Origin of the sequence: Sphingobacterium suaedae (assembly GCF_042684625.1) — a bacterium.
Taxonomy (GTDB): Bacteria; Bacteroidota; Bacteroidia; order Sphingobacteriales; family Sphingobacteriaceae; genus Sphingobacterium; species Sphingobacterium suaedae.
In genome coordinates this window covers 415,729-441,125 of sequence record NZ_JBHULR010000021.1, presented here as the reverse complement: position 1 = coordinate 441,125, position 25,397 = coordinate 415,729, and the positions used below count along the sequence as shown (strand labels likewise).

Annotated in this window: 21 protein-coding genes; 14 read left to right on the top strand and 7 right to left on the bottom strand. The window is 43.2% G+C overall.

Annotated elements, in window-relative coordinates:
* Positions 1–142: 142 nt before the first annotated feature.
* The 5 genes from rsgA to ACFSR5_RS21145 all read left to right on the top strand — a co-directional run bounded on the left by rsgA (position 143) and on the right by ACFSR5_RS21145 (position 8,274).
* Positions 143–1,063, top strand: coding sequence for a ribosome small subunit-dependent GTPase A (gene rsgA, locus ACFSR5_RS21165; protein ID WP_380906574.1), 921 nt, complete (start codon positions 143–145; stop codon positions 1,061–1,063).
* 215 nt (positions 1,064–1,278) lie between these two features.
* Positions 1,279–3,075 (top strand): hypothetical protein, encoded by a 1,797-nt coding sequence (locus tag ACFSR5_RS21160; RefSeq protein ID WP_380906573.1) that lies wholly within the window; start codon positions 1,279–1,281, stop codon positions 3,073–3,075.
* Between the two features lie 52 nt (positions 3,076–3,127).
* Complete coding sequence (locus tag ACFSR5_RS21155; RefSeq protein WP_380906572.1) at positions 3,128–4,906, top strand: TrkH family potassium uptake protein; 1,779 nt, start codon at positions 3,128–3,130, stop codon at positions 4,904–4,906.
* A gap of 2 nt (positions 4,907–4,908) precedes the next feature.
* Positions 4,909–5,595 (top strand): potassium channel family protein, encoded by a 687-nt coding sequence (locus ACFSR5_RS21150; protein WP_380906571.1) that lies wholly within the window; start codon positions 4,909–4,911, stop codon positions 5,593–5,595.
* A gap of 198 nt (positions 5,596–5,793) precedes the next feature.
* Positions 5,794–8,274 (top strand): YfhO family protein, encoded by a 2,481-nt coding sequence (locus ACFSR5_RS21145; RefSeq protein ID WP_380906570.1) that lies wholly within the window; start codon positions 5,794–5,796, stop codon positions 8,272–8,274.
* Between the two features lie 78 nt (positions 8,275–8,352).
* Here ACFSR5_RS21145 and ACFSR5_RS21140 read toward each other — a convergent pair whose 3' ends face one another.
* Entirely contained in the window at positions 8,353–8,949 is a 597-nt protein-coding gene (locus ACFSR5_RS21140; RefSeq protein ID WP_380906569.1) for a ribonuclease HII, read from the bottom strand.
* Between the two features lie 191 nt (positions 8,950–9,140).
* On the opposite strand from ACFSR5_RS21140, the gene ACFSR5_RS21135 reads away from it, so the two are divergent.
* The 5 genes from ACFSR5_RS21135 (at position 9,141) to ACFSR5_RS21115 (ending at position 16,581) form a co-directional block, all read left to right on the top strand.
* Positions 9,141–9,863: a hypothetical protein gene (locus ACFSR5_RS21135; protein WP_380906568.1), complete on the top strand. Its 723-nt coding sequence runs from the start codon at positions 9,141–9,143 to the stop codon at positions 9,861–9,863.
* Between the two features lie 20 nt (positions 9,864–9,883).
* The gene (locus ACFSR5_RS21130; RefSeq protein ID WP_380906567.1) at positions 9,884–12,724 is read left to right on the top strand and encodes an outer membrane beta-barrel protein; all 2,841 of its coding nucleotides are present in this window, start codon (positions 9,884–9,886) and stop codon (positions 12,722–12,724) included.
* Between the two features lie 205 nt (positions 12,725–12,929).
* Entirely contained in the window at positions 12,930–14,159 is a 1,230-nt protein-coding gene (locus ACFSR5_RS21125) for a M16 family metallopeptidase (RefSeq protein ID WP_380906566.1), read from the top strand.
* 52 nt (positions 14,160–14,211) lie between these two features.
* Positions 14,212–15,099: an ACP S-malonyltransferase gene (gene fabD, locus ACFSR5_RS21120; protein WP_380906565.1), complete on the top strand. Its 888-nt coding sequence runs from the start codon at positions 14,212–14,214 to the stop codon at positions 15,097–15,099.
* A 63-nt stretch (positions 15,100–15,162) separates the two neighbouring features.
* Positions 15,163–16,581 carry a M20/M25/M40 family metallo-hydrolase gene (locus ACFSR5_RS21115; RefSeq protein WP_380906564.1) on the top strand — a complete coding sequence of 473 codons (1,419 nt, stop codon included), beginning with the start codon at positions 15,163–15,165 and terminating at the stop codon, positions 16,579–16,581.
* Positions 16,582–16,643: 62 nt separating this feature from the next.
* On the opposite strand, the gene trhO is transcribed toward ACFSR5_RS21115, so the two are convergent.
* The 4 genes from trhO to ACFSR5_RS21095 form a co-directional block, all read right to left on the bottom strand.
* Positions 16,644–17,630 carry an oxygen-dependent tRNA uridine(34) hydroxylase TrhO gene (trhO, locus tag ACFSR5_RS21110; protein ID WP_380906563.1) on the bottom strand — a complete coding sequence of 329 codons (987 nt, stop codon included), beginning with the start codon at positions 17,628–17,630 and terminating at the stop codon, positions 16,644–16,646.
* 90 nt (positions 17,631–17,720) lie between these two features.
* The gene (locus tag ACFSR5_RS21105) at positions 17,721–17,957 is read right to left on the bottom strand and encodes a DUF3820 family protein (protein WP_380906562.1); all 237 of its coding nucleotides are present in this window, start codon (positions 17,955–17,957) and stop codon (positions 17,721–17,723) included.
* Positions 17,938–18,690 carry a glycosyltransferase family 2 protein gene (locus ACFSR5_RS21100; RefSeq protein ID WP_380906561.1) on the bottom strand — a complete coding sequence of 251 codons (753 nt, stop codon included), beginning with the start codon at positions 18,688–18,690 and terminating at the stop codon, positions 17,938–17,940. Before ACFSR5_RS21100 ends, ACFSR5_RS21105 begins: the two co-directional genes overlap by 20 nt.
* A 1-nt stretch (position 18,691) precedes the next feature.
* Positions 18,692–19,594 carry a glycosyltransferase gene (locus tag ACFSR5_RS21095; protein WP_380906595.1) on the bottom strand — a complete coding sequence of 301 codons (903 nt, stop codon included), beginning with the start codon at positions 19,592–19,594 and terminating at the stop codon, positions 18,692–18,694.
* Positions 19,595–20,006: 412 nt separating this feature from the next.
* On the opposite strand from ACFSR5_RS21095, the gene ACFSR5_RS21090 reads away from it, so the two are divergent.
* Genes ACFSR5_RS21090 through ACFSR5_RS21075 form a run of 4 tightly spaced genes read left to right on the top strand, consistent with a single transcriptional unit; the run spans position 20,007 to position 24,297 of the window.
* Positions 20,007–21,446: a lipopolysaccharide biosynthesis protein gene (locus ACFSR5_RS21090; protein ID WP_380906560.1), complete on the top strand. Its 1,440-nt coding sequence runs from the start codon at positions 20,007–20,009 to the stop codon at positions 21,444–21,446.
* On the top strand, positions 21,443–22,525 hold the full coding sequence (locus ACFSR5_RS21085) for a DegT/DnrJ/EryC1/StrS family aminotransferase (RefSeq protein WP_380906559.1): 1,083 nt from the start codon (positions 21,443–21,445) through the stop codon (positions 22,523–22,525). The genes ACFSR5_RS21090 and ACFSR5_RS21085 overlap by 4 nt, the downstream gene beginning before the upstream one ends.
* A gap of 1 nt (position 22,526) precedes the next feature.
* Positions 22,527–23,156, top strand: coding sequence for a NeuD/PglB/VioB family sugar acetyltransferase (locus ACFSR5_RS21080; protein ID WP_380906558.1), 630 nt, complete (start codon positions 22,527–22,529; stop codon positions 23,154–23,156).
* Positions 23,149–24,297: a TDP-N-acetylfucosamine:lipid II N-acetylfucosaminyltransferase gene (locus ACFSR5_RS21075; protein WP_380906557.1), complete on the top strand. Its 1,149-nt coding sequence runs from the start codon at positions 23,149–23,151 to the stop codon at positions 24,295–24,297. Before ACFSR5_RS21080 ends, ACFSR5_RS21075 begins: the two co-directional genes overlap by 8 nt.
* A 26-nt stretch (positions 24,298–24,323) precedes the next feature.
* Here ACFSR5_RS21075 and ACFSR5_RS21070 read toward each other — a convergent pair whose 3' ends face one another.
* Positions 24,324–25,067, bottom strand: a complete 744-nt coding sequence (locus ACFSR5_RS21070; RefSeq protein ID WP_380906556.1) for a DeoR/GlpR family DNA-binding transcription regulator — start codon at positions 25,065–25,067, stop codon at positions 24,324–24,326.
* Positions 25,068–25,099: 32 nt separating this feature from the next.
* Positions 25,100–25,397 (bottom strand): hypothetical protein (locus ACFSR5_RS21065; protein ID WP_380906555.1); only part of this gene is annotated, 298 nt, incomplete at its 5' end.

Here is a 25,397-nt window from a genome sequence, read left to right as displayed (position 1 = left end):
CGGTTTATGAGAAATTGACGTCAGTGGCACGTTGTAAAAGTTACTGTGACTTCATAAAAAGAGCGACTAAGAAGAGGGATATATGGTTTTATTTGCGACTTTTGTAGCATGAATTTTACCAACATAAACAAGAGCTGATTATATGCGGGGATTGGTGACGAAATCAACAGGAAGCTGGTACCTGGTTTTAGGCGAGGATGGTAAGCGTGTGGAGTGTCGTATAAAAGGTAAATTTCGCACCAAAGGGATTAAGACAACCAACCCGGTTGCTGTGGGGGATTGGGTGACATATGAGATGGAACCCGACCAACATAGTGCCGTCATCACGCATCTAGAACCGAGAAGAAATTATATTATCCGTCGTTCGGTGAACTTGTCCAAACAGACGCAAATTATCGGTGCGAATTTAGATCAGGCCATATTAGTCGTTACGTTAGCATCGCCACCTACTTCGCTCGGCTTTATCGATCGTTTTTTGGTGACCGCAGAAGCTTACGATATTCCTGCTATTTTGGTGTTCAATAAACTGGATCTCTTCTCAGACGAAGGTCTGCAAATATTACAAGAGTACAGCGGTATGTACGAACGCATTGGATATCCGTGCTATTCGGTGTCTGCACAAGACGGAACCCACCTAGAGCAGTTGCGCGCACTGTTGAAAGATAAAACCACGTTGGTATCCGGTCACTCCGGTGTGGGAAAGTCTACCCTCATAAACGCTTTGGAACCCTCCGCAGCGCTGAAAACCGGAGAAATTTCTGATTGGTCCGATAAAGGGAAGCATACAACTACGTTCGCAGAGATGATTGATCTCTCATTTGGGGGTAAGCTGATCGATACCCCCGGGATTCGTGAACTTGGCGTCGTAGATATCGAAAAAGGCGAATTATCGCATTTTTTTCCAGAAATGCGGGCCCGACTAAATCAATGTCGCTTTCACAACTGCCGGCACATGAATGAGCCTGGGTGTGTCATTGTGGAAGCGGTACAAAATGGAAGTATAGAACCCTCGCGCTACGAAAGCTACTTGAGCATATACAATAATCAAGATAACCGAAACTAAAATCCTTTTCCTTCATTTCGAATAAAAAACACGGTCGTTAGGGGGCGTATACCGGCTCCTCCCTTGGCGTTATGTGTCTTTTTTTGTAGTCATAGCAAAAAGTAAAAACAGAAATGTGTTAGCTTTGTTTTTAAGAATAAGGAAAGTCGTCGAATCGAGAGAAGCGGACGATTATCAAACTGTATTATAAACTTTAAACAAGCATTCGGAAGGGTATGAAGGCAATTTGGAAGTGGGTCATAAGCATTATCGTGTTGATAATAGTGGGCCTTGTCGGCGTCTTATGGTATTTATCACACAATTGGAGGCCCTTGGTGGAGGAAAAACTAAAGGAAGTGGTAAAGAGTTCTACCGACAGTCTATATCGATTGACGTATGATGATCTGGATCTCAGTGTCGCATTAGGAAACGTGACACTGGAAAACGTCGCTTTGATCCCAGATTCAACCGTCTATAAGCAAATGGAGCAAGCAAAGACGGCTCCGGATAACCTGTATCGGATTCAGCTAAAATCGTTAAAGATTAAAAGGTTTGGAATCATCGACATACTAACAAATCGGAAGCTGAATATTAAGTCGATCAATTTTGAAAGTCCTGATATACAGCTCACACACAAATACCATGCTTATAACGATACGCTGCCGGATAAACCCCGAAAAAGTTTATATGAAAGTTTCAAAGACGTACTAACATCCGTCAATGTACGCGATATACAAATTGATAATATCGCATTCAAGTATACCAAGGTGGAGGCAGGGAAATCGTCCGACCTGGCACTTGATAGCATACAGGTTCGGGTGCATGATGTCCTGATCGACGAGACATCGCTAGCCGATACCAGCCGGTTTTACTATACAAAACTCGTGGAAATCATTATCCCAAGCTTTACGTATAAGTTCTCGGACGGATTCTATATGGCTAAATTTGACGAACTAAAAATAAATACGCGAGAACAGAATATTCTGTTGACCAATGTGGACTATAAGCCCGTCATGGATCGCACAACGTATTTTAAAAAGCGGGGAAAAAATGTGACCATGACGACCTTACATTTTGATACGTTGCGGGTAGAGAAACTGAACTTCCAGCGCTTGCTAGACAATCAACAAACTCTGGCGGAGCGTGTGCAGGTCAAAAATGGTTATGTGAAATTGTTTGGAGACAAACGTTATCCAAAAACTCCAGTTAACCAGATTGGGCAAGCGCCACATCAAAAACTTCTTCGAGCGAAAAGTCTCATTAAGTTAGACACCGTTTTAGTGGAAGGGATAGATGTGGTGTATGGAGAGATGAGTGGAAAATACCACCGGGAAGGGGCAATCACATTCAATAAGGCAGCGGGGATCCTGACCAACGTGACGAACGATTCCATAGCGTTGGTGAAGAACCGCTATATGAAGGCGGACCTAGGTGCAAAAATTATGGATAGCGGCAACTTACGGGCAAAATTCTCTTTCGACATGCTTAGCGACAACGGAGCGCATAGTTATAGCGGCTCTGTTGGCCCTATGCAGGCGCGATTGTTTAATAAAGTGTTGCATCCCTTGTTAAATGTTGAGATCGCTTCTGGAAATATCCGGAGTGTCCGATTTCATATCGAGGGCACCGATTACAGAAGCAGGGGCGATTTTCGATTTGACTATAATAACCTGAAAATTGATCTCTTGGACGAACAGGGACAAAAAAAGCCAAAGCGTGTCGTGTCGTTTTTGGTTAATCAATTGATAATCAACGATAGCAATCCCGACGCGAATGAAATCTACCACGTCGGAAAGGTAAATCATAAACGCGTCCCGGAACACACTTTCTTCAAAAACCTGTGGGAAAGTCTACTGGATGGTATCAAACAAACAGCTGGTATCAGCAAAGAACGAGAAGCCCGCCTAATGGGAACAGCAGAAAAGGCAAAAAGCGCATTAGAAGATACACAGGGTGCTGTAAAAAAGACGAAAGGTTTTTTCAAAAAGCTGTTTAAAAAAGATAAAGAAGGACAGGATGCGTCGGAACAGTAGGTTGCTTTCGGGCCGACAGATGCTTTAGAAATTATCCTTAAGTTTGTAAGGCATGGAAGCCATTGTTAGTTTTTTCAAGTTCTTAATTAAATACAGAAACAAACTTGTTGATCAAGTAATGTTCTACCTGAGTATGGTCTGCGCATTGATGGCGATTACCCATATTGGTTATATTACGGATCGGGAGGTGGCGCATATTTCCGAACGCACCGTAATAGGCATGTTCTACTTTTTGTTTGTGCTAGGCGCGATCCGTACTGCTGCGGCAATTCTAACGCAACGGAAAATCAACGTCTCCCATATATCCGGACTCGTGTTGCTCACCTACTTTCTTTTTATTAGTTTTTCCAGGCTGACCAATGTGGTCTATTTTTCTAAGATGGAATGGGTATATCTCGGCATTGCGCTCATGTTCCTCTCCGAACTTTCCCGTAACAGTTTGTTTTTTGACAATTTTTATTTTAACCCAACCATCCTTTTTGTCATCAGTTTTATCGCCCTGATTCTGTTGGGAACAATCCTTTTAATGCTCCCGCGAACTACGCTGGTCGCTCCTTTAAGTTTTGTAGACGCCTTGTTTATGGCTACCAGTGCGGTATGCATCACTGGGCTGACCGTTACCGATATCTCTACCAATTTCTCTGTATTCGGACAGTCGGTCATCATGATTCTCATTCAGGTTGGCGGTCTAGGAATCATGACATTCACCGGTTTTTTTGGCTATTTTTTTTCAGGTGGATTTTCTTATAAAAACCAGCTGATGTTTGGTGAAATTTTGGGGGAAAATAAATTGAATTCGGTTATCTCTACCTTGCTAACTATTATTTTTATTACACTACTGTTTGAATTGATCGGAGGCGTTCTAATTTTCTTTTCGTTAGATGCGCGTCAATTCGAGTCCATGGGAGAACGCGTATTTTTCTCCGCTTTCCACGCCATCTCTTCTTTCTGTAATTCTGGTTTTTCCATCCTTCCAAATGGTATACATAACGATGCATATCGGTTTAACTATGCCTTTCAGTTATGCTTGGCGAGTATTTTCATATTAGGAGGATTAGGATTTGGAACGGTTTTCGACTTCTATACATTCTTGAAGCGAAAATTAGCACAGTTTATTCACGAAGTAATTCTGCGCAAACAATATATACATAAGCCGAGATCTTTTACCTTTAACACCCGGTTCATCCTGTTATGTAATGCCGTTGTTGTCGTGTTAGCTACAGCCTCCTATTTTTTCCTGGAACAGCGGCATACGCTAACGGACGACCCTTCTGTTGTCGGCGAATGGATCACCTCTTTTTTTATGGCTAACTCCGCACGATCGGCCGGATTTAACAGCATAAATATGGGCTTTCTCGCCGGACCAACCCTAATTATGGTCGTAACACTCATGTGGATGGGTGCCTCGCCCGGGTCAACAGGTGGAGGTGTAAAGGTGACGACCGTGGCATTGGCCGTGCTTAATATCTTAACCCTCGCGAGGGGGAAGGAGTCGATCGAAATATTTCGCCGACGCATCGCGGCAGAGTCGGTCAACAAGGCATTTGCCATTATCTTACTATCCGTACTAACAATCACACTGAGCTTTATTTTGTTGAATTTTGCGGATTCCGACAAACAGATGAAGACGTTGTTTTTTGAAACGGTTTCTGCGTATACGACATGTGGACTCAGTTTGGGCGTTACACCCTCTTTGTCTGCCACAGGAAAGATGATTATCGTGTTTACCATGTTCGTGGGGCGGGTGGGTACCCTGACATTATTGGTGGCATTTATCAAGAACACAAAGAATAAAAGCTATATTTATCCCACCGAGAAGATTTTATTTTAACGATGAAGTATATTGTTTTAGGGCTGGGACATTTTGGTAAATCGCTGGCGATACATTTGACGGAGCTTGGTCACGAGGTGATCGCGGCAGATAAAAACATGGGTATTGTTGAGCAATTAAAAGACAAAATCACCCATACCGTATGCATGGATACGACAGACCGCGAGGCGATGACGTCGCTCCCTTTAAAAGATAGCGATGCGGTTATTGTGGCTATCGGCGAAGATGAGGGAGCGTCTTTACTCACGACGGCTCTGCTCAAACAATTGCAGGTCAAGCGGATCATCGGCCGCGTAGTCTCGGATCTGCAAAAAACCGTATTACAGGCCATGCAGATCGACGAATACATTATGCCGGAAGAGGAGGCGGCAGAACGGCTGGCCATGCGCCTGGACAATATCGATATCATAGATTCCTTTAAAGTTTCCGACCGATACAGTATTGTCGAGATTCGTGTGCCATCAAAATATGTCGGAATGACGTTGAAGGATGCGAACCTAACAAATAAATATAAAGTAATTGTGTTGACCACCGTCAAAACATATGAAAAGAGCGTGAAAGAAAAGGTCGTCCTGCATAAGGAGGCTTCCGGTATTGCCGGATCCGAAACGGTGCTGCAGGAAAATGACCTATTGGTGGTATTCGGCGAACTCGCCGATATCAAACGGCTTATCCAGAATGTCGACTAAAGAGCCATTTTGAGGAAGTCTGCCGCTTTCTCCGATTAACATATTTTTGCTGATAATTTCAAATCATTTCTATATTTTTGGCACATAACGGAACTAATCGTGTTCGTTAGGTGCTATAGACTGCCGGGACTGTTTACAACAGGCAATCCTTACGAAGGGGAGATATAACCTAATGATAACAAGCAATAACGCATATTTATGAAACAGTGGTTTAAGGAAAACTCGACCCATCTTATTATTATCGCCATCTTTATTGTGTTGGTGTTTTTTTATTTTTCACCAATATTCGGAGGTAAAACATTAGCACAATCTGATGTCATGCAGGCCGAAGGCAGTCAAAAGGAATTGTTTGACTATCGAGCAAAGGACGGACATGCCCCCCTTTGGACCAATTCGATGTTTGGAGGAATGCCAACCTATCAGATATGGTATGAACACGCAAGCAATGTGACGAGTTATCTCAACAGGGCGATACGCGCTGTTTTCCCTGTTCCGACAGATATTGTACTGTTATATTTGCTGGGCGGTTATTTTTTGTTTTCTGTTTTACGACTAAAACCTTGGCTTTCGGCGGTTGGAGCCATTGCATTAGCCTTTACGTCTTATAATTTTATTTATATCGAAGCAGGGCATGTCAACAAGGCCTATGCGATTGCTTATCTTGCGCCAATCATTGGCTCAGTCTTGTTATGCTATCGGGGAAGCCGTTTATGGGGACCTATCCTATTGGCATTGTTCCTGGCGATGGAGATTCGGACTAACCACGTTCAGATCACGTATTATCTTTTTATCGCATTGCTCCTCTATGTAGGAGTCGAACTCTATTACGCTATCCGCGATAAAAAGCTGAAGAATTTTTTACAAGCGTCAGCTTTGCAGGTCGGTGCCGCACTGATCGCGGTAATGGTGAATGCCTCCGTATTGTTCCCTACGTTGGAATATAGTAAACTTACGACCCGAGGGACTGCCAATATTCAAAAAGTCGAAGACGGACAAAAAAAGAGTAGCGGGTTGGATAAAACGTATGCCTATGAATGGAGCCAAGGAGTGGGAGAAAATATTACCTTTTTGATCCCAAATGCTTATGGTGGACGTAACACGGGCCCCGTACTAGATGCCAAATCCGAGATTGTTAAATTTTTTACGAAAAATGGTGTCCCTGAAACACAAGCTGTTGAATTTTCAAAGCGGATTCCAACCTATTGGGGAGAGAAGATGATTACATCGGGACCTTGGTATTTTGGTGCGGGCATATTTTTCTTGTTCGTTTTGGGATTGATCATTGTAAAGGGCAGGATAAAGTGGTGGGTACTGGGAGCGACAACACTTTGCTTGTTTTTGGCTTTCGGAAAACATTTCCCGCTGATTTCCGACCTGTTCTTTGATTATTTTCCAATGTACAACAAGTTTAGGGCCGTCGAATCTATTCTCGTTATACCGGCCATACTCATTCCCTTGTTGGCTATTTTAGCGGTCGATTCCCTCTTAAACAGGGCTTCTGAGATTCCAAAGCTTGATAAGAAGGTTTTATACACATTCGTCGGCGTCGGTGGTTTCTGTTTGCTTGTCGGTTTAATGCCCAGTTTGTTTTTAGACTTTAAAAACAGTGGACATCAAGAATATATCACTTCGGTAAGTCAGCAGTTGGGCGGGGAAAGTGTAGGCCGTGAATTTTCGAATGCATTGATTAAAGATCGATCGGCTTTGGCCAGCCAAGACGCTTACCGATCGTTTTTCATTATCGCCCTAACCTTTGGCCTTGTTTGGTTTTATCTGAAGAAAAAGTTAAGTATCCCCATGTTTTTAGGAATATTGGGCGTGGTAACGTTGGCCGATTTATGGGCCGTGGACAAGCGGTATTTAAATGATGACTCCTTCATCGAAGAGCGTGCCAAGACACATGTTGTTGAACGCGAAGTCGATCAATTGATTAGACTAGACAAAGATCCAAGCTATCGAGTCCTAGACTTAACGACAAATCCGTTTTCAGACGCCCGGGCATCCTATTTTCATAAGAGTATTGGAGGATATCATGCTGCTAAGCTGATGCGTTTTCAAGAAGTGCTTGAACATCAATTTAACGGAGCCATTAATGAAGATGTGCTCGATATGCTAAATGTTCGGTACCTGATTACACAGAATCCGCAAAACGGAGCAGAACAAATCCAACGTCGAAGTACGGCCGCCGGAAACGCTTGGTTTGTGAACAAAGTGACTTTCGTGAAAGACAATGCGCAAGAGATGCAGGCAATTAGTAGCTTCGATCCGCGGAAAGAGGCCTTCGTACACGAAGCGTTCAAGAACCAATTAAATGCCGCACGGCTCGGGCAACCAAGCAATGCAGAGATTAAATTGGTGTCTTATCACCCAGATACCCTGCGGTATGAATCTACGTCGCCGAATGACGCATTTGCCGTATTCTCGGAGGTTTATTACGAAAAGGGATGGAAAGCTTTTATTGATGGCAAGGAAGTGCCTATCATTCGGGCCGATTATCTTCTTCGCGCGTTGCAGGTACCTGGAGGAAACCATACCATCGAATTCATATTTGCTCCGGCGTCCATCCGCATAAGCAACATGATTTCCCTGATCGCTTCGATCATATTGGTAGTGGGATTATGTGCAGCATTGGCGTTCAGTTTGTGGGCTGCGAGGAAAAATAAATGGCGACAACAGTAGGCTCAACGAGCTGTCGAAAGAAAAAGCATCAACATATTAGGGTTGATGCTTTTTTTATGTTATATCACATAGACACGTCTAGAAGAGCTTTAATTGGGGATCGGTAACCCGGAAAGTTCTTCGATGATGCGGACTGATTCCGAAGGAGAGTACCGCGTTGCGGTGTTTGATTGTTGGATATCCTTTATTGGACAACCAGTCGTAGTGTGGAAAATCCTTTGCTATGTTATCCATGTATTCGTCACGATAGGTTTTTGCAAGAATAGAAGCCGCAGCAATCGACAGGTATTTGCCATCACCTTTGACGATGCATTGATGCGGCACATCTTGGTAGGATTTAAACCGATTTCCATCGACAATAATATAGGCCGCCCGTGTCTTGAGTTGATCAAGAGCCTTATGCATGGCTAAATAGGATGCATTAAGAATATTGATACGATCTATTTCTTCTGCGGAGACACTGGCAACCGCATAGTCCAAGGCTTCTTGTTCAATAATCGGGCGGAGTTCCATCCTTTTTTTTTCGGAAAGCTGTTTGGAGTCATTGAGTAGGGCGTTGCAATAGCCGGGAGGAAAAATCACCGCGGCCGCAAATACAGGCCCCGCTAAACAGCCTCTCCCTGCTTCGTCACAGCCAGCCTCAATGTGTTCGCTCTGAAATGTAGAAAGTAACATGCTACGAAAATACAAAAAAATAGTGGCTTCGGCTTGAAAATGACCAGCATGTCTGCACGTGTTAAGGTAAATGTTAAAAAGCTGTAACTTCTCTGTGATAGGAACGGGTTTACACTAATTTACACTTCTTCTTATTTTCTTTGTAGGCAAATAATTGGTAAGGTCCCTCGGGACCATCCAGACGCACACAGATGAACGGAAAAACAAGATGGGTTCTGGGAGGCATGCTGATGACCTGTATAATAGGAAGTGTCTTTGCCCAGAAGAAAGAAAGGATAACGATATCACCCATGTCGGCGGTACGCGTTGATGCCGATCTGCACGAGTGGAAGTCCATGACTGATGTCTCGGACGAGGGTCTTTGGTATTATCAGCTTGGACAAGATCAGGAGCAGGTGTATGTTGCTATCCGGGTTGTTGACCCGATGCTGCAGCGTGCTGCAGCACGCAACGGTATCCTATTTGGTATTCTCGCCGAAAAAAAGAACAAAAGCGATCTTCAGCTTCTCTTTCCCTACCCCGATCGGGAAGTTAAAAGAGCCATGCAACAGGAAGATATCGCATCCTCGAAGATCTATAAACAACAATTGATAGACCGGTCACGAGGTTACCTTTTATCAGGTTTTCCTACTGTTCCTGATGGATTGCTGTCCCTGCAGAACGGTTATGGCCTAAAGGCGGCTGTTAAGGTGGAAGACGATGCCTTAATTTACGAAGCGGTTGTTCCGAAAGGATTGCTTATGCCATCAGCCGGAGAGATCACCATAAAGCTAGGAATAAACGATGGTTTCTCTGTGTTGCAGCAAAAACAGACGCGCGCAAGCACTACATATGGGGCATACCGTACGAGCCGTTCTACTCCTGAAAAATCGAAAACAACGTCGGTCGTCATTTTAGAGACGACCTTAAATTAGAAGAAGAGAACATGAAAAATATGAGACAACTTTTTACCTATGTTTGTACCTTGGCCAGTTTCCTATTTCTTGCGACAGAGCTTCGTGCGCAAGCAGAAAGAGCAGTGCAGGGTATGTTGCGCGATCAGGAGTCGCGCGTGGTAGCTGGCGCCTCTGTCCAGTTGATCTCCGGAAAGGATACAATGGGAACAAGCTCGTCTCCTGCCGGGATATTCACATTTAACAATGTTCGGGCAGAGCGTTTTACGATTAAGGTCAGCAGCTTGGGTTTTGAACCATTTGAAAGAACATTGACATTTCCTGCCGGACAGGATAAAATGGTCATTCCATCTTTTGAACTTCAAGGGATAGAAAATATGTTGGAAGAAGTCGTGGTAGATGGTGTTATTACCGTACAAGTGAAAGGAGATACCGTCGAATATTCCACAAAGGATCTCAAACTGCGGGATGGCTCGGTAGCCGAAGATGCGTTAAAAAAACTTCAAGGTGTGGAGGTGGATAAGGATGGTAACGTAACCGCCCAAGGCGAGTCCGTCACGCGCGTGCGTATCAATGGAAAGGATTTCTTCGGTGGAGACGTAAAAACCGCTACGCAAAACTTACCGGCGAATATCATCGAAAAAATGCAAATCGTCGACGACTATGGCGATATGGCAAACCTGACCGGAAACAAAACCGGAAGCTCCGAAAAAGTGTTGAACATACAGATCGATCCGCAATATAACAAAGGATACATGACCACCTTACGCGTAGGTGCTGGAACGGAAGAACGTTACCAGGCCACCGGCATGTTGATGGCCCTGAACAATAAAACCCAAGTTTCCATTTTGGGTAATCTGAATAATATGAATGCCAATCTATTTGATTTCAGCAGCATGGGTGGCGGCGCACGCAGGCGTCAAGGTGGAGCAGGTGGACGAGGGGGGAATCCTTGGGGCGGAACAAGTGGATTAACCAATACGGGATCTATCGGCCTGAATGTCCGGCATGATTTCAGTGATAAACTGAAAGTATACGGTAGCTACTCCTACGGCCGCGATGACAATGATGTCTTGGGAAGTTCTATCCGACAGACCTTCTTAGATAACGGTACGCAGTTCGATAATACAAAGGATAGCAGCAATACCATCAATGCCAACCATCGATTCGAAGCTAACTTGGAATGGAATATTTCCGATAAGGATTATATCAAAATTACTCCTCAATTTGGTTTTGGAGATAATACCGCAAGTGCGTTGACCAATTCGTCTAGTTACCTAGGCGATGTGTTTATCAATCAGCAGACACAACGTGCAACCTCTAGTGAATCGGTGCCCCGCTACAGCATCAGTGGGTTGTATAACCGCAAACTGAACGACAAAGGGAGAAACCTATTCATGAACTTCAATTACGATAATTCTCCGAAAGAAGCAGATTATGATAAGGTGGTAGACCTCCTAGCAGCAGATCCAAACAATGCCGGCCAAAGTATGGAATCGGTCTATTGGCAAGCACTACGGGAGGTACAAAATAAAAGCTGGAATGCCGGCGGTACGCTATCGTATACAGAACCAATTGGTGCGAAAAATAGAATCGAAGTAACGTACGATCTCAATACCAATAAGTATGATAACGCAGATCAACAATGGGCCCTAGACCGCGACGGCGAGATCCTCACCAATGAAAATCTTGGTTTGGATGTCAATTTTGACTATAACTTTGACTATTCGTTTACCTCGCACCGTGTCGGTGCAAGCTTTTCGCACGCAGGCGACAAGTTGACCTATTCCTTGGGAGCGGCCGTTCAGCCGTCGCTATTGAGCGGAAATGCCTTTAGCAGCAACAATTCTGCAACAATAGATAAAAATTATCTGAACATCGTACCTATTGCCCGTTTTGAATACAAGTTTTCTCGTCAGAAAAATTTGACCATCAATTATTCCGGAAGCGCCAATGAACCTTCCGTTACGCAGATTTTGCCGTTCAATGTCAGCACGGAGCTGACCACCATAACACTCGGTAACCCTGATTTAAATCCGGAATTTACACACCAGATGCGTACCCGCTTTCGTAGCGGAGATTTCCAAAAAGGAAATACCTTCTTCGCGATGCTGAACGCAAACTTAACGAATGATAAGATTGTCAGTTTTACGAAGACATACAACGATCTATCCGGCAGAAACTTAGGGCTAATCCGCGAAAGTCAGTATCTTAATGAAACGGCAGAACCCGTGTACAATGTAAATTCATTTTATCATTTCGGCAAGTCGATCAAGGAAAAAACGTATAACATCATGTTGATGGGTGGGATCAATTACAATAAGAATATTTCCTATGTGTCGACCGACGCCAATGCAACCGAAGGACAAAAAAATATCGCGAATAATTGGGTTTTTAATCAAGGCCTGATGTTCCGATACAACCCGTCAGAAAATTTGGAGATCAATCCAGGCGTACGATATGCCTACAATTATACGAAAAATTCTACCGAGGAAACTGCGCGGAATGTACAATCTTGGACGCCAACCTTAATAGGATCGGTTAATATCACACCGACAACTATTTTTGGGGCAGACGTCTCTAAAACATTTAATAGCGGCTATGGAAGTTTAAATGCAAATCCCTTTATTATCAATACCTATATTGAACAAAAATTGTTAAAAGGGCAGCGCGGCACCATTCGCTTACAAGCATTTGACTTGCTGAATGAACAAACAAACATTTCCCGAACAGTCGCTGATAACTATATTTTAGACAGCCAGACCAATCGTCTCGGACGGTATTTTATGTTGACATTTACGTTTAAGCTACAAAAGTTTTCAGGGGTAAATCCGTTTCAGGAAGATCGAGGTCCGGGCGGAATGAGAAGGCCGCGTATGTAAACCGAGCAAGACGCCCTCATTCTCCTTAATACAGCTGTAGTTCTTCCAACTACAGCTGTATTCTTTTTATTTGCTACCTTTGTACCTTGGGTTTGTCGACCTGCGCGGCAGGAATAAACAGACAATTCCGCAGATTCAACCAGCGCGGATAAGACGGTATGACAAACGGTAGTTTTTGACTTCATTTACATTTGACTTAGAAAATATGGAATATGAAATTATCCGGTTGGATAATGGTATCCGAGCGGTGTTTCACCGGCAGGCATCACCCATAACACATACGTGTTTAGTTGTCAACGCTGGATCGCGAGACGAAGAGCCCGGAAGATTTGGAGTAGCACATTTTATTGAACATTTGCTTTTTAAACAGACTGAGCGTCGTTCCATGCAACAAATCCTAAACCATCTTGAGGCGGTGGGGGGCGATTTGAATGCGTACACGACGAAGGAATATACGTGTGTCCACGCGTCCATCTTGAGACCGCATTTAAGTAAAGCATTGGATCTTTTCGAAGATATTATCTTTCATTCTACGTTTCCTGACGAGGAGATGCAAAAGGAAAAAGGGGTTATCGCAGACGAGATGGCGTCCTACCTAGATAGTCCAGAAGAATCTATTATCGATGATTACGAAGACCTGATTTATAAAGGGTCAGGTTTAGGACATAATATCCTGGGTTTAGAAAAAGATTTAATGGCCTTTGACCGGGATGCTATTCGCACATTCCTTCAAAACAATTACCACACGCACGAAATGGTCATCGGGATCACAGGGGATTACGAGTTAAAAGCAGTAGAGAAATTGCTTCGTCGATACTTTGAACCTGTGAAAGAGAACCGTCCAATTCGGGAACGGGGACAAGTGGTACTCAGTTTAAATGAGCATATAGAAATGACCAAGCCGATTAATCAGGTGCATTATATGCTGGGCTCCCCGGCATATGGTATATACGATGATCGCAAGACGGGCTTGCTTTTGCTGAACAATATGTTGGGCGGGTTCGGTATGAGCTCTATCCTCAATCTATCCATCCGGGAGAAGTACGGAATAGCGTATACCATAGAATCAAACTACACGCTGTTTTCGGATACGGGTTTGTTCACGATCTACTTCGGTACCGACGACGAAAAAGTAAAACGAGCCAAAAAATTAGTCTTTCGAGAGCTCGACAAACTAAAGACAAAGGGCGTTTCAGAAAGTCAATTGGTGAAAGCCAAGCATAAATTCAAAGGCCAAATCGCGTTGGCTGAAGAAAATCGGATGAGTATGATTATCGCCGTAGCCAAAAATGTAATAGACTATGACCGCGTGATTTCCTTAGACGAAGTGTTCGCGAAAATTGATGAGGTATCTGCCGCAGATGTACTCGCTATTGCTCAGGATGTTTTTGACGAGGATAAGTTAACGTCTTTAGCGTTTGTACCCGAAGATTGATGAATGATCCATTATATTTTTTAATTTTGACCTCTAACTTTTTAGTAATAGCATGAAAACAGCTTATATTTTCCCAGGTCAGGGCGCCCAATTCGTAGGAATGGGACAAGACCTGTATAACCTGAACGAAGAAACAAAATCTTTATTCGAGCAAGCCAATGATATTTTAGGGTTTCGCATTACGGATATCATGTTTGCAGGGACGGATGAAGACCTAAAGCAGACGAAAGTAACACAGCCAGCAATTTTTCTTCACTCCGTAATTCTTGCTAAGGCTTTGGGCGATCAATTCCAACCGACCATGGTGGCAGGCCATTCTTTAGGTGAATTTTCGGCCTTGGTAGCTGCAGGGGCATTATCCTTCGAAGATGGGCTAAAATTAGTCATTCAACGGGCAAATGCGATGCAAAAAGCTTGCGAAGCGCAACCTTCTACCATGGCTGCTATCCTTGGATTGGATGATGAAACCGTAGAAAAAATATGTGCACAGGTCGAAGATGTCGTTGTGCCAGCAAACTATAATTGCCCGGGACAACTCGTTATTTCCGGTTCTCTCGAAGGTGTGGATAAGGCCTGTGCCTTGTTGACAGAGGCCGGAGCAAAGCGAGCCCTGAAGTTGAACGTCGGTGGCGCATTCCACTCGCCTTTAATGGAACCGGCCAAGGTGGAATTGCAAGCAGCGATTGAAGCCACGGAAATTAAGGCTCCCCTTTGTCCGATCTACCAAAACGTAGATGCAAAACCGTATACAGATCCGACACAGATAAAGACGAACTTGATCGCGCAGCTGACCGGAGCAGTACGTTGGACCCAAACCGTGCAACACATGTTAGCGGATGGCGCAGAAGCATTTGTGGAAGTAGGGCCGGGAAATGTGCTGCAAGGACTCGTGAAAAAGGTAGATCGCACCGCACAAACGTCGGCAGCCTTGTTAGGATAAAAAATAGAAGCGTTCCGGTCATCAACGGAGCGCTTTTTGTTTGTATGTACGTATTTTGAATACATGAGAATATATATATTTACATGGTTGCTAATGACGAATATCGTGTCTTTCGCCCAAGATAACTTTAAGAGCGATTATGCAAAACTGCTTGCTGAAGTGCGTAGCGGTTCGCAGGCCTACACGAATTTAAAGGATGCTACCGAACGGATCGGACACCGTTTGACAGGATCTGTCAATGGACAGAAGGCGGAACAGCTCGTGTTCGACATCTTGACGTCCTACGGATACCATGTTCGCTTTCAGCCTTTCGAAATGGTATCCTGGGAGCGAAAAACACTGCGTATGCAAGTGGATGGCCAGGAATTAAAGGCGGTTTCTTTAGCGCATTCTCCACAACAGGTGGCCATTGAAGCACCTCTTGTCGACGTAGGTAATGGCCTGGAAGCAGATTACCAAAACAAGGAGGTAGAAGGAAAAGTGGTCATGGCTTATCTACAATTACTTCCCGGTACAGCAAAAGGTACCCAAAATCTGCACCGATCGGAGAAAACAGCCTTGGCAGCAAGATTTGGAGCCAAAGGAATTATCTTCATAAATGCGGTGCAGGGTGGTGTATTATTGACTGGTACAGCCTCCATTACGGGAAAATTGATTGATATCCCTGCGGTATGTATTGGCTACGAAGATGGTATGGCGTTAAAGCAGGGATTGGCCAAAAGCGCTATGTCGGCGTCTATCGTTATGGAAAATAAAGCCCGTCAGGTGAACGCGCGGAACGTTATCGCGACGTTGCCCGGCAAAACAAAAGAAAAAATAGTGGTGGGCGGCCATCTGGACTCCTGGGACTTGGCGACGGGTGCCATCGATAACGGAATCGGAGCCTTTGCGGTGGTGGACATGGCAAGAGCACTAAAAGCATGCGGCATTAAACTCAAACGGACGATCGAGTTTGTCCTTTTTATGGGCGAGGAGCAAGGACTGTTGGGGTCTAAAGCATATGTAGAGGAAACAGAACGTACCGATGGGTTGACAGCGACACGTTTTATGTTGAACTTCGATATGACGAATGCGCCAACAGGCTTTTATTCCTCGCGCGAGGAAATGCAGAATCTATACCGTAACTGGTTGGAACAGCTACAGGCGGTCGATTCCGTATATCATGGACGGATTGAAATCGGTGCCGGGCTGCACAGCGATCACCAGCCCTTCATGCTGAAAGGTATTCCGTACGGTGGCGGATCAGGCGGGACCCTCCCAAATAATGCAGGAGCATATTACCACTCGGATCGCGATATTTTTGAATTGGTTGATAAACAAGGCATGGAACAAACGGTTAAGTTGGGCGCTGTATTAGCGTATAGTTTGGCGCAGACAGCAACATTGCCCGTCGCTCGCCTTAACGACGAGGAAACAAGAACGTATCTAGAACGTTATGGCCTGAAGATACCATTGCAAGTCTCAGGAGATTGGAAATGGTAAGTATAAAGGAAGTTTTAAAGACAAAACGGGTAGTTCATATCTGACTACCCGTTTTATGTATACTATAACGAGGTTGTCTCCTTGGGGGGGAAGTTTTTATGTTTTCTTTTGCTGATTTTGTCCACGTTAACTGGCTGCGGTACTTTTACATAATAGCCGGTTCCGTCGTATTCACGTTTGTGCGGATGCTCCATACATGCCGTCGAACAACAACCCTGCATCTCCCAACCACAAACATCACATTGAGTGAAATGTTCATTACAAACCGGATTGGCACAGTTAATCATCTTTGAGGTAACCGTTCCGCAATTCTTACAGGTAGATACAACAGATGGATTAACGGAGTTAACGTCAACCGTTACGCGGTTGTCAAAAACATAACATTTTCCTTCAAAATCCTTTCCTCCGGCTTCTTTGCCATATTTGATAATCCCGCCATGTAATTGGTATACCTCTTCAAATCCTTCCTTTAGCAAAAGGGCTGATGCTTTCTCACATTTAATACCACCAGTACAATAGGTCAAAATCTTCTTATCTTTATACTGCTCAAGCTCTTTTATCTTTTCAGGGAATTCACGAAAATTTTCAATATCCAATGTCACCGCGTTTTTAAAGCGTCCTACACTGTGCTCATAGTTGGAACGAACGTCTAGAACGACGACGTCGTCCCGATCTTTCATTTCCATAAATTCCTCAGGTTCTAGATGTTTGCCGGTCTCTTTATTAGGGTCAATGACCAAAGGATCACGAAGGCCCGAATGTACAATCTCCGCTTTGTAGCGGCAGTGCATTTTGATAAATGAAGGCTCTTCGACCACATCAATCTTAAAATCGGTTTTCGCAAAACGAGGATCGGCATGTACCTCCTGCATATAGCGCTGACAAGCTTCAGCCGTTCCAGAGACCGTTCCATTTAGCCCCTCATCGGCAACAATAATTCGTCCTACGAGACCTAATGATTTACAAAATTCCAAATGTGTCGCCGCGAATTCTTCGGCGTTCTCGATGGGGCTGTAACAATAATACAGCAATGTTTGATACGTACTCATATGCATTGATACCGCTGCAAACGGCGTTTAATGTTTAAAAATTTATGGAAGCAAAGGTACGCAAAAAATCGGATTCAAATCCGATCATGATCACTTTTTGATCAATGGTTTCAAAAGGTATTCTAAGCCGTTTAGCTTGATTTCATACAGCGTTGCAAGCTGCATACCTAACTTTCCAGACGGGAATCCTTTCTGATGGAACCATACCAGGTATGGTTCGGGAAGATGACAGAGAAGCCACCCTTGGTATTTTCCAAAAGGCATTTTCGTGTTCGCTAGTGCAATGAGGATTTCCGGATTCAGGGCGTTAATCTCTTGTTTTGCCATGTTTTAGTCGATGAAGAAGTAAACGAAAGGCAATAATGCCGTGATTAATGAAATTCGGGACCGTCCCATAATATTTTTTGAGAATCCGGTAGCGTTCCTGTAAACTTTGCTTATGCCGTTGCTGTGACATGCCCCCAACGAGATATTTGGCTACATAACACTCCACATTCACTATTTTCTGGGCTTTTTTTGCTGCACGTATGACCCAATCGATGTCGGCGCTCAATCGGTATTGCGTATCATAGGGCTCCGCCAGCGACCGCTTTACGTAAATGGCTTGGTGGCACACGTTCATCCCAAAACGAAAAGATTTCCACGAGAAGCTTGCCGGAACCCGGTGTCTACGGTCGCCCAATACGCGACGCTGCTCATCAATGAGTTTGGTCTCGCCATAGTAAATATCCGCCAGATCTTCCCTATCGAAGATCTTGGCAAGTGTGCCTGCCTCAAAGAGTTCATCTCCAGAGTTCAAGAACAACACATAATCCCCCGTGGCATGGGTCAGCCCTTTATTCATCGCATCATAAATCCCTTTGTCGCGTTCGGAGATCAACACATCAATATGGGGGCGGTAGCGCTCGATAATGTCTAATGTTCCGTCTGTAGAGAGACCATCGATAACAATGTACTCTACGTTGGTGTACGTTTGTTGTATCACCGATTGAATCGTATATTCAATGTCGCGCACATTGTTAAACACAATGGTGATAATGGAAATTTTTGGTGGTGTCACGTTATGACCGTCTTAATTTTTTTATTATAAACCGTAATCCTCGTTCCAACAGATTACCCTTTCGATGGGCATAAAAGTATTTTATGGCTTCATAGGCTTTTTTGTTTTCAACGATATCCGTCGGAAAATATTTAACTTTAGACTGTGCCAATTCTACCCGATACACATCGTCTACGTCCGAGTGCGTCCCAGAGCCATCCGTGCCAATGTTTTGAACCATAGACTCCCTTGGGTATAGCACCAGTCCCTGTTCCTTGAATATCGACAAATACCAGCGGATAGCCCAGGAGTTGATTTTGCCAGCCCTGTATTCCTTCACCTGTTTCCAAAAATTTTCGGTGCCATCCACACTGAAATTCCGGATATCTTTTCTTTTAAAGTCTTTGGTCAGTTCGTGAATATCGGGATTGAACTTGTCCCAAGCGCGCTTCCAGGTTGCCCATCCCCAACTATTGGCCACACGAAAAAAAAATGTCTTTGGCAATCGCTTTGGGTGTTGAACAGGGTACATATATCCGCTGATTTCCATAACCCGTTCTTCCTGGGCATATCGCATCAATGCATCATTGAAATAAGTTAGTGCATAAGGTGAAGTCTCTAGATCGTCTTCGAATACAATAACCTGTTCATGTTCTTGGATTACTTTCGTTACGCCATCAATAACATTCTCCGCAAGTCCCCAATTTCGGGTACGCTCTAAAATGGTAATATGCTTAAACTCCCACGGTTCACGTATAATGGAGCGGACTTGGTTCACCGCTTCTACGGCGTCTGCGTTTTTAGGACCATCTGATACAATAAAAAGCAACGAATCTTTTGCTAATATGTTCTTTTCCAAAGCCGCTAATGTTCGTCGCGTATGTTTGGGCCGATTGTAGACAAATAATACGATGGGTGCAAGCATAAGAATAACGTCATTCCTAAACTTCAAATATAGAAAGTTATTTTCGCATTAGTTCCTTTTTTGAATGTTGATTCTCCCATTTCATTTCTTTCGCTGTTTTGAAGCGACTCAAATAGAGTTTTAATCGTTTATTTTTTTACTTTTGACCTGTAACTGCATACGAAAGATGTTTGAGGAAGACAGGCAAGCCGATAGATGTTACCGAATCATGTGTACAATAAGGTATTACTTTCAGAGTTAGGTATACAATGGGCGTTTTTGAAGATGCCATCAGAAAGAACGTCAGCAAACGAGTAGCTGAAGGACAGGTTTCCGAAGTCGCAGGAATCTTTGTTGGCGTCATTTCAGACCCTTTCTAAGGTAGCGACGAGCATCATAAAGCAGAATCAATGCTAGGTTAAAGAGAAAAGTAATGTCAACAAAGAAAAATGCAATATCAGGAATTTTCTGGACGCTGATCGATACCTTGCTCATAAAAGGCCTTGCATTTGTGACTACATTGATTTTGACGGATCTATTATCGCCCGATGACTACGGTTTGATTGGTCTGGTTATGGTGTTTGTTTTAGTCGGAGTATCACTAGTTGAAAGCGGTATGACGGCTTCATTAATCCGAACAAAGTCAGCTGATAACGCAGACTACTCAACCGTCTTTTTTCTGAGTCTCTTCGTTGCAGCAATTATTTATGTCATCTTCTATTTTGCGGCTCCCTTGATTGCCTCCTTCTATAAAAAAGATATCCTGACATCCATTTTGCGTTGGTATTGTCTTACGTTCATTATCTCAGCCTTCTCATCGGTACAGCTAACCCTGATGACGTCAAAGATGGAGTTTAAGAAAATCACCAAATTAAACATTCCCGCAGCAATTATTGGTCCAGTAGTAGGTATTACTATGGGATATCATGGGTACGGTGTTTGGTCATTAGTGACTATGTTTCTTGTCTCTCAGATTATACAGACGATCAGCTTTTGGGTTTTTTCCAGTTGGACACCTTCCTTAACCTTCTCCGTGGAGAAAGCAAAATACCACTATGCGTTCGGATATAAACTCATGTTGTCGGGGTTGTTAAACACCATTTTTACTAACATATATAATATTATTATCGGAAAATTCTATTCAGTTACTTTACTAGGATTTTTCGAGCGATCGCGCTCCTTTAACGAGTATCCTACGAATATTATAACTTCTGTTATATCTAAGGTCACTTATCCTTTGCTTTCCAATATCAAAAATAATCAGGAAGAGATCGCGAATGCATATAAGAAGATATTGGGCCTATCTTTCTTTGTTACAGCCCCGCTAATGCTTGGATTGGCCGCTATAGCGCATCCCCTGTTCCAATTGTTATTTAAAGAGAAATGGCTACCTGCAGTCCCTTATTTCCAGATCATTAGTTTAGCGAGTATATTTTATCCGATACACTCTATCAATCTCAATGTTTTGAAAGTGTATGGAAGGACGGATCTGTTTTTACGTTTAGAAATAATAAAAAAAGTAATGACCGTAATTATCATCACGGCATCGCTTCCATTTGGGATACTCGGTTTAGTCTGGAGTGGGGTTGTTATTTCTTTTATCGCGTTGTTAATTAATACATATTATAGTGCCGATATGATCGGGTACGCTACAAAGAGGCAACTGCTAGATATGTTACCAACGCTTTTGTCTTCAGCACTGATGTATGGTCTGATTGTCATAACTCTTTATTGGCTTAAAGACTCATCCTTGATCTCTCAAATTTTAATTAGTTTTACAGTTGCCCTAGTTTTTTATTTAGGAGCAAATTATGTGTTAAGAACGACATCGTGTATGTTCATGATCCAGTTAATAAAAGAATATAAGCCATGATTCAGGTAACCAAGCCTTTTTTGCCGCCCTTGCAAGAGTATCAGCAATATGTTGAACAAATATGGAAAAGACAGTGGCTAACGAATATGGGTCCACTTTCCAGCGAACTGGAAATGCGTCTCAAAGACTATTTAAAGCTAGACCATTTACTTTTTGTCTCCAATGGTACCACAGCTCTGCAGATTGCCTTGAAGGTATTGGATGTGAAAGGGGAGGTGATAACGACACCCTTCTCTTTTGTGGCAACAACAAGTGCTGTCGTATGGGAAGGGTGTACTCCCGTATTCGTTGATATCGATAAAAACTCATTGAATATCGATCCAACAAAGATCGAAGCAGCCATCACACCCAATACAACGGCTATTTTAGCAACGCATGTATATGGAAATCCCTGTGACATCGATCGAATCGACCATATTTCAAAAAAGTATGGACTCAAGGTTATTTATGATGCAGCACATGCGTTTGGCGTACAATATAAGGGTAAATCCATATTCGAATTTGGAGATGTGAGCATCTGCTCATTACACGCCACCAAGTTATACCATAGTGTAGAGGGAGGACTTATTGTTACCACAGATCCAGAGCTGTTAAAAAAATCAGCCCTTATGCGTAATTTTGGTATTTCGGGATTTGGAACATATGGTGATCTCGGTATAAATGGAAAAAATTCAGAACTTCACGCAGCAATGGGCTTAGTGAACTTATTGCATATAGAAAGCATATTGGAAAAACGTAAAGAATTGGCAGCGGCATATCATAAGAATTTGAAAGGTTTACACGTTGTTTATCCAGTATGGAACGCAAACTCAGCTCCAAATTATAGCTATTTTCCGCTGATTCTTGAAAGTGAAGAATTTTTGTTGAAAGTCGTAAGTGAGCTTGATAAGCACCAAATTTTTACGCGACGCTATTTTTACCCCTCTTTAGCTAACTCCTTACCGTATTTACCGGCTAAACAATTCACGTATACGGACGATATCTCCAAGCGTGTTCTTTGCTTACCGCTTTACCACGAATTGACTAAAGAAGAGATACACTTAATTGCGCGTATTATCTTGCGCGTACAAAACAATTAATATGGTTATTATCGGAGCCGGTGGACTTGCAAAGGAGCTATTGCAGGTTTACGAAGAAATAGAAATAGGAGCAGAATTGGTTTTCTTCGATAATGTAACACATGGTCTTCCAAAACTCTTATACCAAAGGTATAGAATATTAACCCGTGACGATGAACTGCAAGCTTATTTTGCTACACATTCTTCTTTTGTCGTGGGCGTTGGTGTTCCTCGTATTCGAAAAGCCCTTTCTGAAAAAGCCCTCAAACTTGGCGGCAAGCCCGCTACGGTCGTTGGACAGTTTAACAATATCGGCAAACATGTTCAGATAGGTCCTGGAGCTACCGTTCTAAGTCATGTCGATATATCAAATGGGAGTACTATTGGCGATTATGTATTAATTTACTATAAAGTAGTTATTACACACGATTGTCGTATTGGGAATTTTGTGGAATTGTCTCCTGGTGCCACATTGTTGGGAGGGGTATCCATCGGTGACTATTCTCATATCGGCGCTAATGCCACGATATTGCCGCGTGTGAAAGTTGGAAAAAATGTTGTCGTAGGAGCCGGCGCTGTGGTAACGAAAGATATTCCTGATAATCAGACAGTGGCCGGCATGCCCGCAAGAATTATAAAGAAGAATGAATAAAAAAACGAAGAAAAACCTGCATCTTCTTCACGATGATAAATTTACAAATGGGGCCATAGCCCAGTTTGAAACGTCATATCCGGGCGAAAATTTTTATGTTATTCTGCAATCAGGAAATGGTTCACTAGTCTTTACAGAACCAGGGGAGGATTGTTTGGTTATCAATCTTCGCGATAGGAAATGGGAAGATAAAATAGCAACGATCGTTCAAAGGTATATGAGCGCGAATCTCTTTGTCCATTATATAGATAGCTATAAAGCTGCTATGGTTCGGTCGTTGCTCGCTCAATTTGAATTAAAGCTATATTGGATTTTTTACGGCGGGGATTTATATGGCTTTTTGGAAGAACACCGAGGATACCAATTATACGACCGACCTAGGGATCGACCAAGCATAGCGTTTTTTGATCGACTTATAAAAAAATGGAAATATTTGTTTTGGTTTGGCATTTCACCGAACAATGCAATTCAAGAATGCTTTTTGGCTTGTGATTATTTTTGTTTTTGGAATGAAAATGACTTTGAGTTGTTTACAAATTATTTCCCCTCTAAGGCAAAATTCAAATCCTTTATCTACTATCATGCATTAGGAAACGCCGATTTTTTCAGTAATGCGGAAAAGAAGTATATCATGGTCAACCACGCTTCTTCTCCGTCGGGGAACCACCTGACAATTCTAAAAAAACTTAAAGAAAGGAAGCTGACAGCAATCCCTTACACGATCCTATTACCTTTAAGTTACGGAGATTCGAATTACGCGGAAGAGGTTATTAAAGCTTATAACAACGTTTTTCCGGACCGTCTTGAAGCGCTTCGTAATTTTTTACCTTTGCACGCCTATCAGCAGCGACTATCGGAAATAAGCTCTGCGATTTTTGGAATGAGACGACAAGAGGCTGCTGGTAATATCTTCCAGCTGTTAAATTTGGGTGCTCGTGTATTTTTAAGAGAAGAGAATAGTTTGCTTAAGTGGCTACTCGATCGCAAATTTATTGTCTTTAGTTTGGAAAACGACCTTCGATCCGTTGATGATCTTAAGCCGTTATCTGTAGAGGAAGTCGCTTACAATCGCGCACGTTACCAACTGTACTTTAATGCAATTGTGTATAAGAATATGATGGATCAGCTTTTGGAAGAATAAGCCGATCCGTGTACCATTTTATTGATTTATATCACATCAATTTGCTTTGCAAACTCCTTTAATTTTGGATGACTAGGATCCAGGTCTGTCACTAAGTACGTGACATCGCGGAGTGGAGCAACACGCATTTTCTGATTGGAGTTCAGTTTCTCGGCTATACTTAGGATAGCCAAATTTTTCGAACACTTAATCATCGCCCGTTTAATTTGTACAACTTCCCAATCGGAATCGGTGATCCCCTCATCGAGCGATAGGCTATTTGTTCCCAACAAGCAAAGGTCAACTCGCAGATCGGACAGTTCGTTGATAACCTGTGAACCGGTTACGATGTTGGTGTTCCTTGATAATTTTCCGCCGATCAATATAACTTCGATATTTTCTTTTTCAGCGAGCTCAAGTGCAACCAAGGGACTGATCGTGAAAAAAGTACATTGGATATCGTTAGGAACCAATCGTGCCAATTCAATCATCGTCGTCCCCCCGCCAACCAGTACGGTCATGCCGTTCTGTATAAGGGAAATTGCTTTTTTTGCAATTTCTTTTTTCGATTCTTTGGCGTATACATTTCCTTCCTGAAAGGGAAACTGGAAAGATTTTGATAAAGCTCCGCCATACACCTTTAGGACTTGTCCATTTTCAGCGAGTTCGTTTAAATCTCTTCTGATGGTGTCTTCCGACACGTTTAACTGTACGCTCAGATCAGACGATAGCACCTTATTGTGTAGGTTTATCTGGTGTATAATGTAGGCTTGTCTTTCTTCCTTTAACATAAGTCAATCAATTAGTTGATGGATATAGTGTGTTATTGAGACGGATTGTCATCCGCTGGTTTATTCTTGGTTATACCGGCCTTGAAGCGCGGTTTGAACCCCGTGGGTTTGCCGGCTGGTTCCGGTGCTTTTGCACTATCTTGTGTCTGTTCCGAGGAAGGCTTGCCCTCCTGCAACTGCTCGGCATCTGGCTGTTCCGTTGCCGGTTTGGTTACACCGGCCTTGAAGCGCGGTTTGAACCCCGTGGGTTTGCCGGCTGGTTCCGGTGCTTTTGCACTATCTTGTGTCTGTTCCGAGGAAGGCTTGCCCTCCTGCAACTGCTCGGCATCC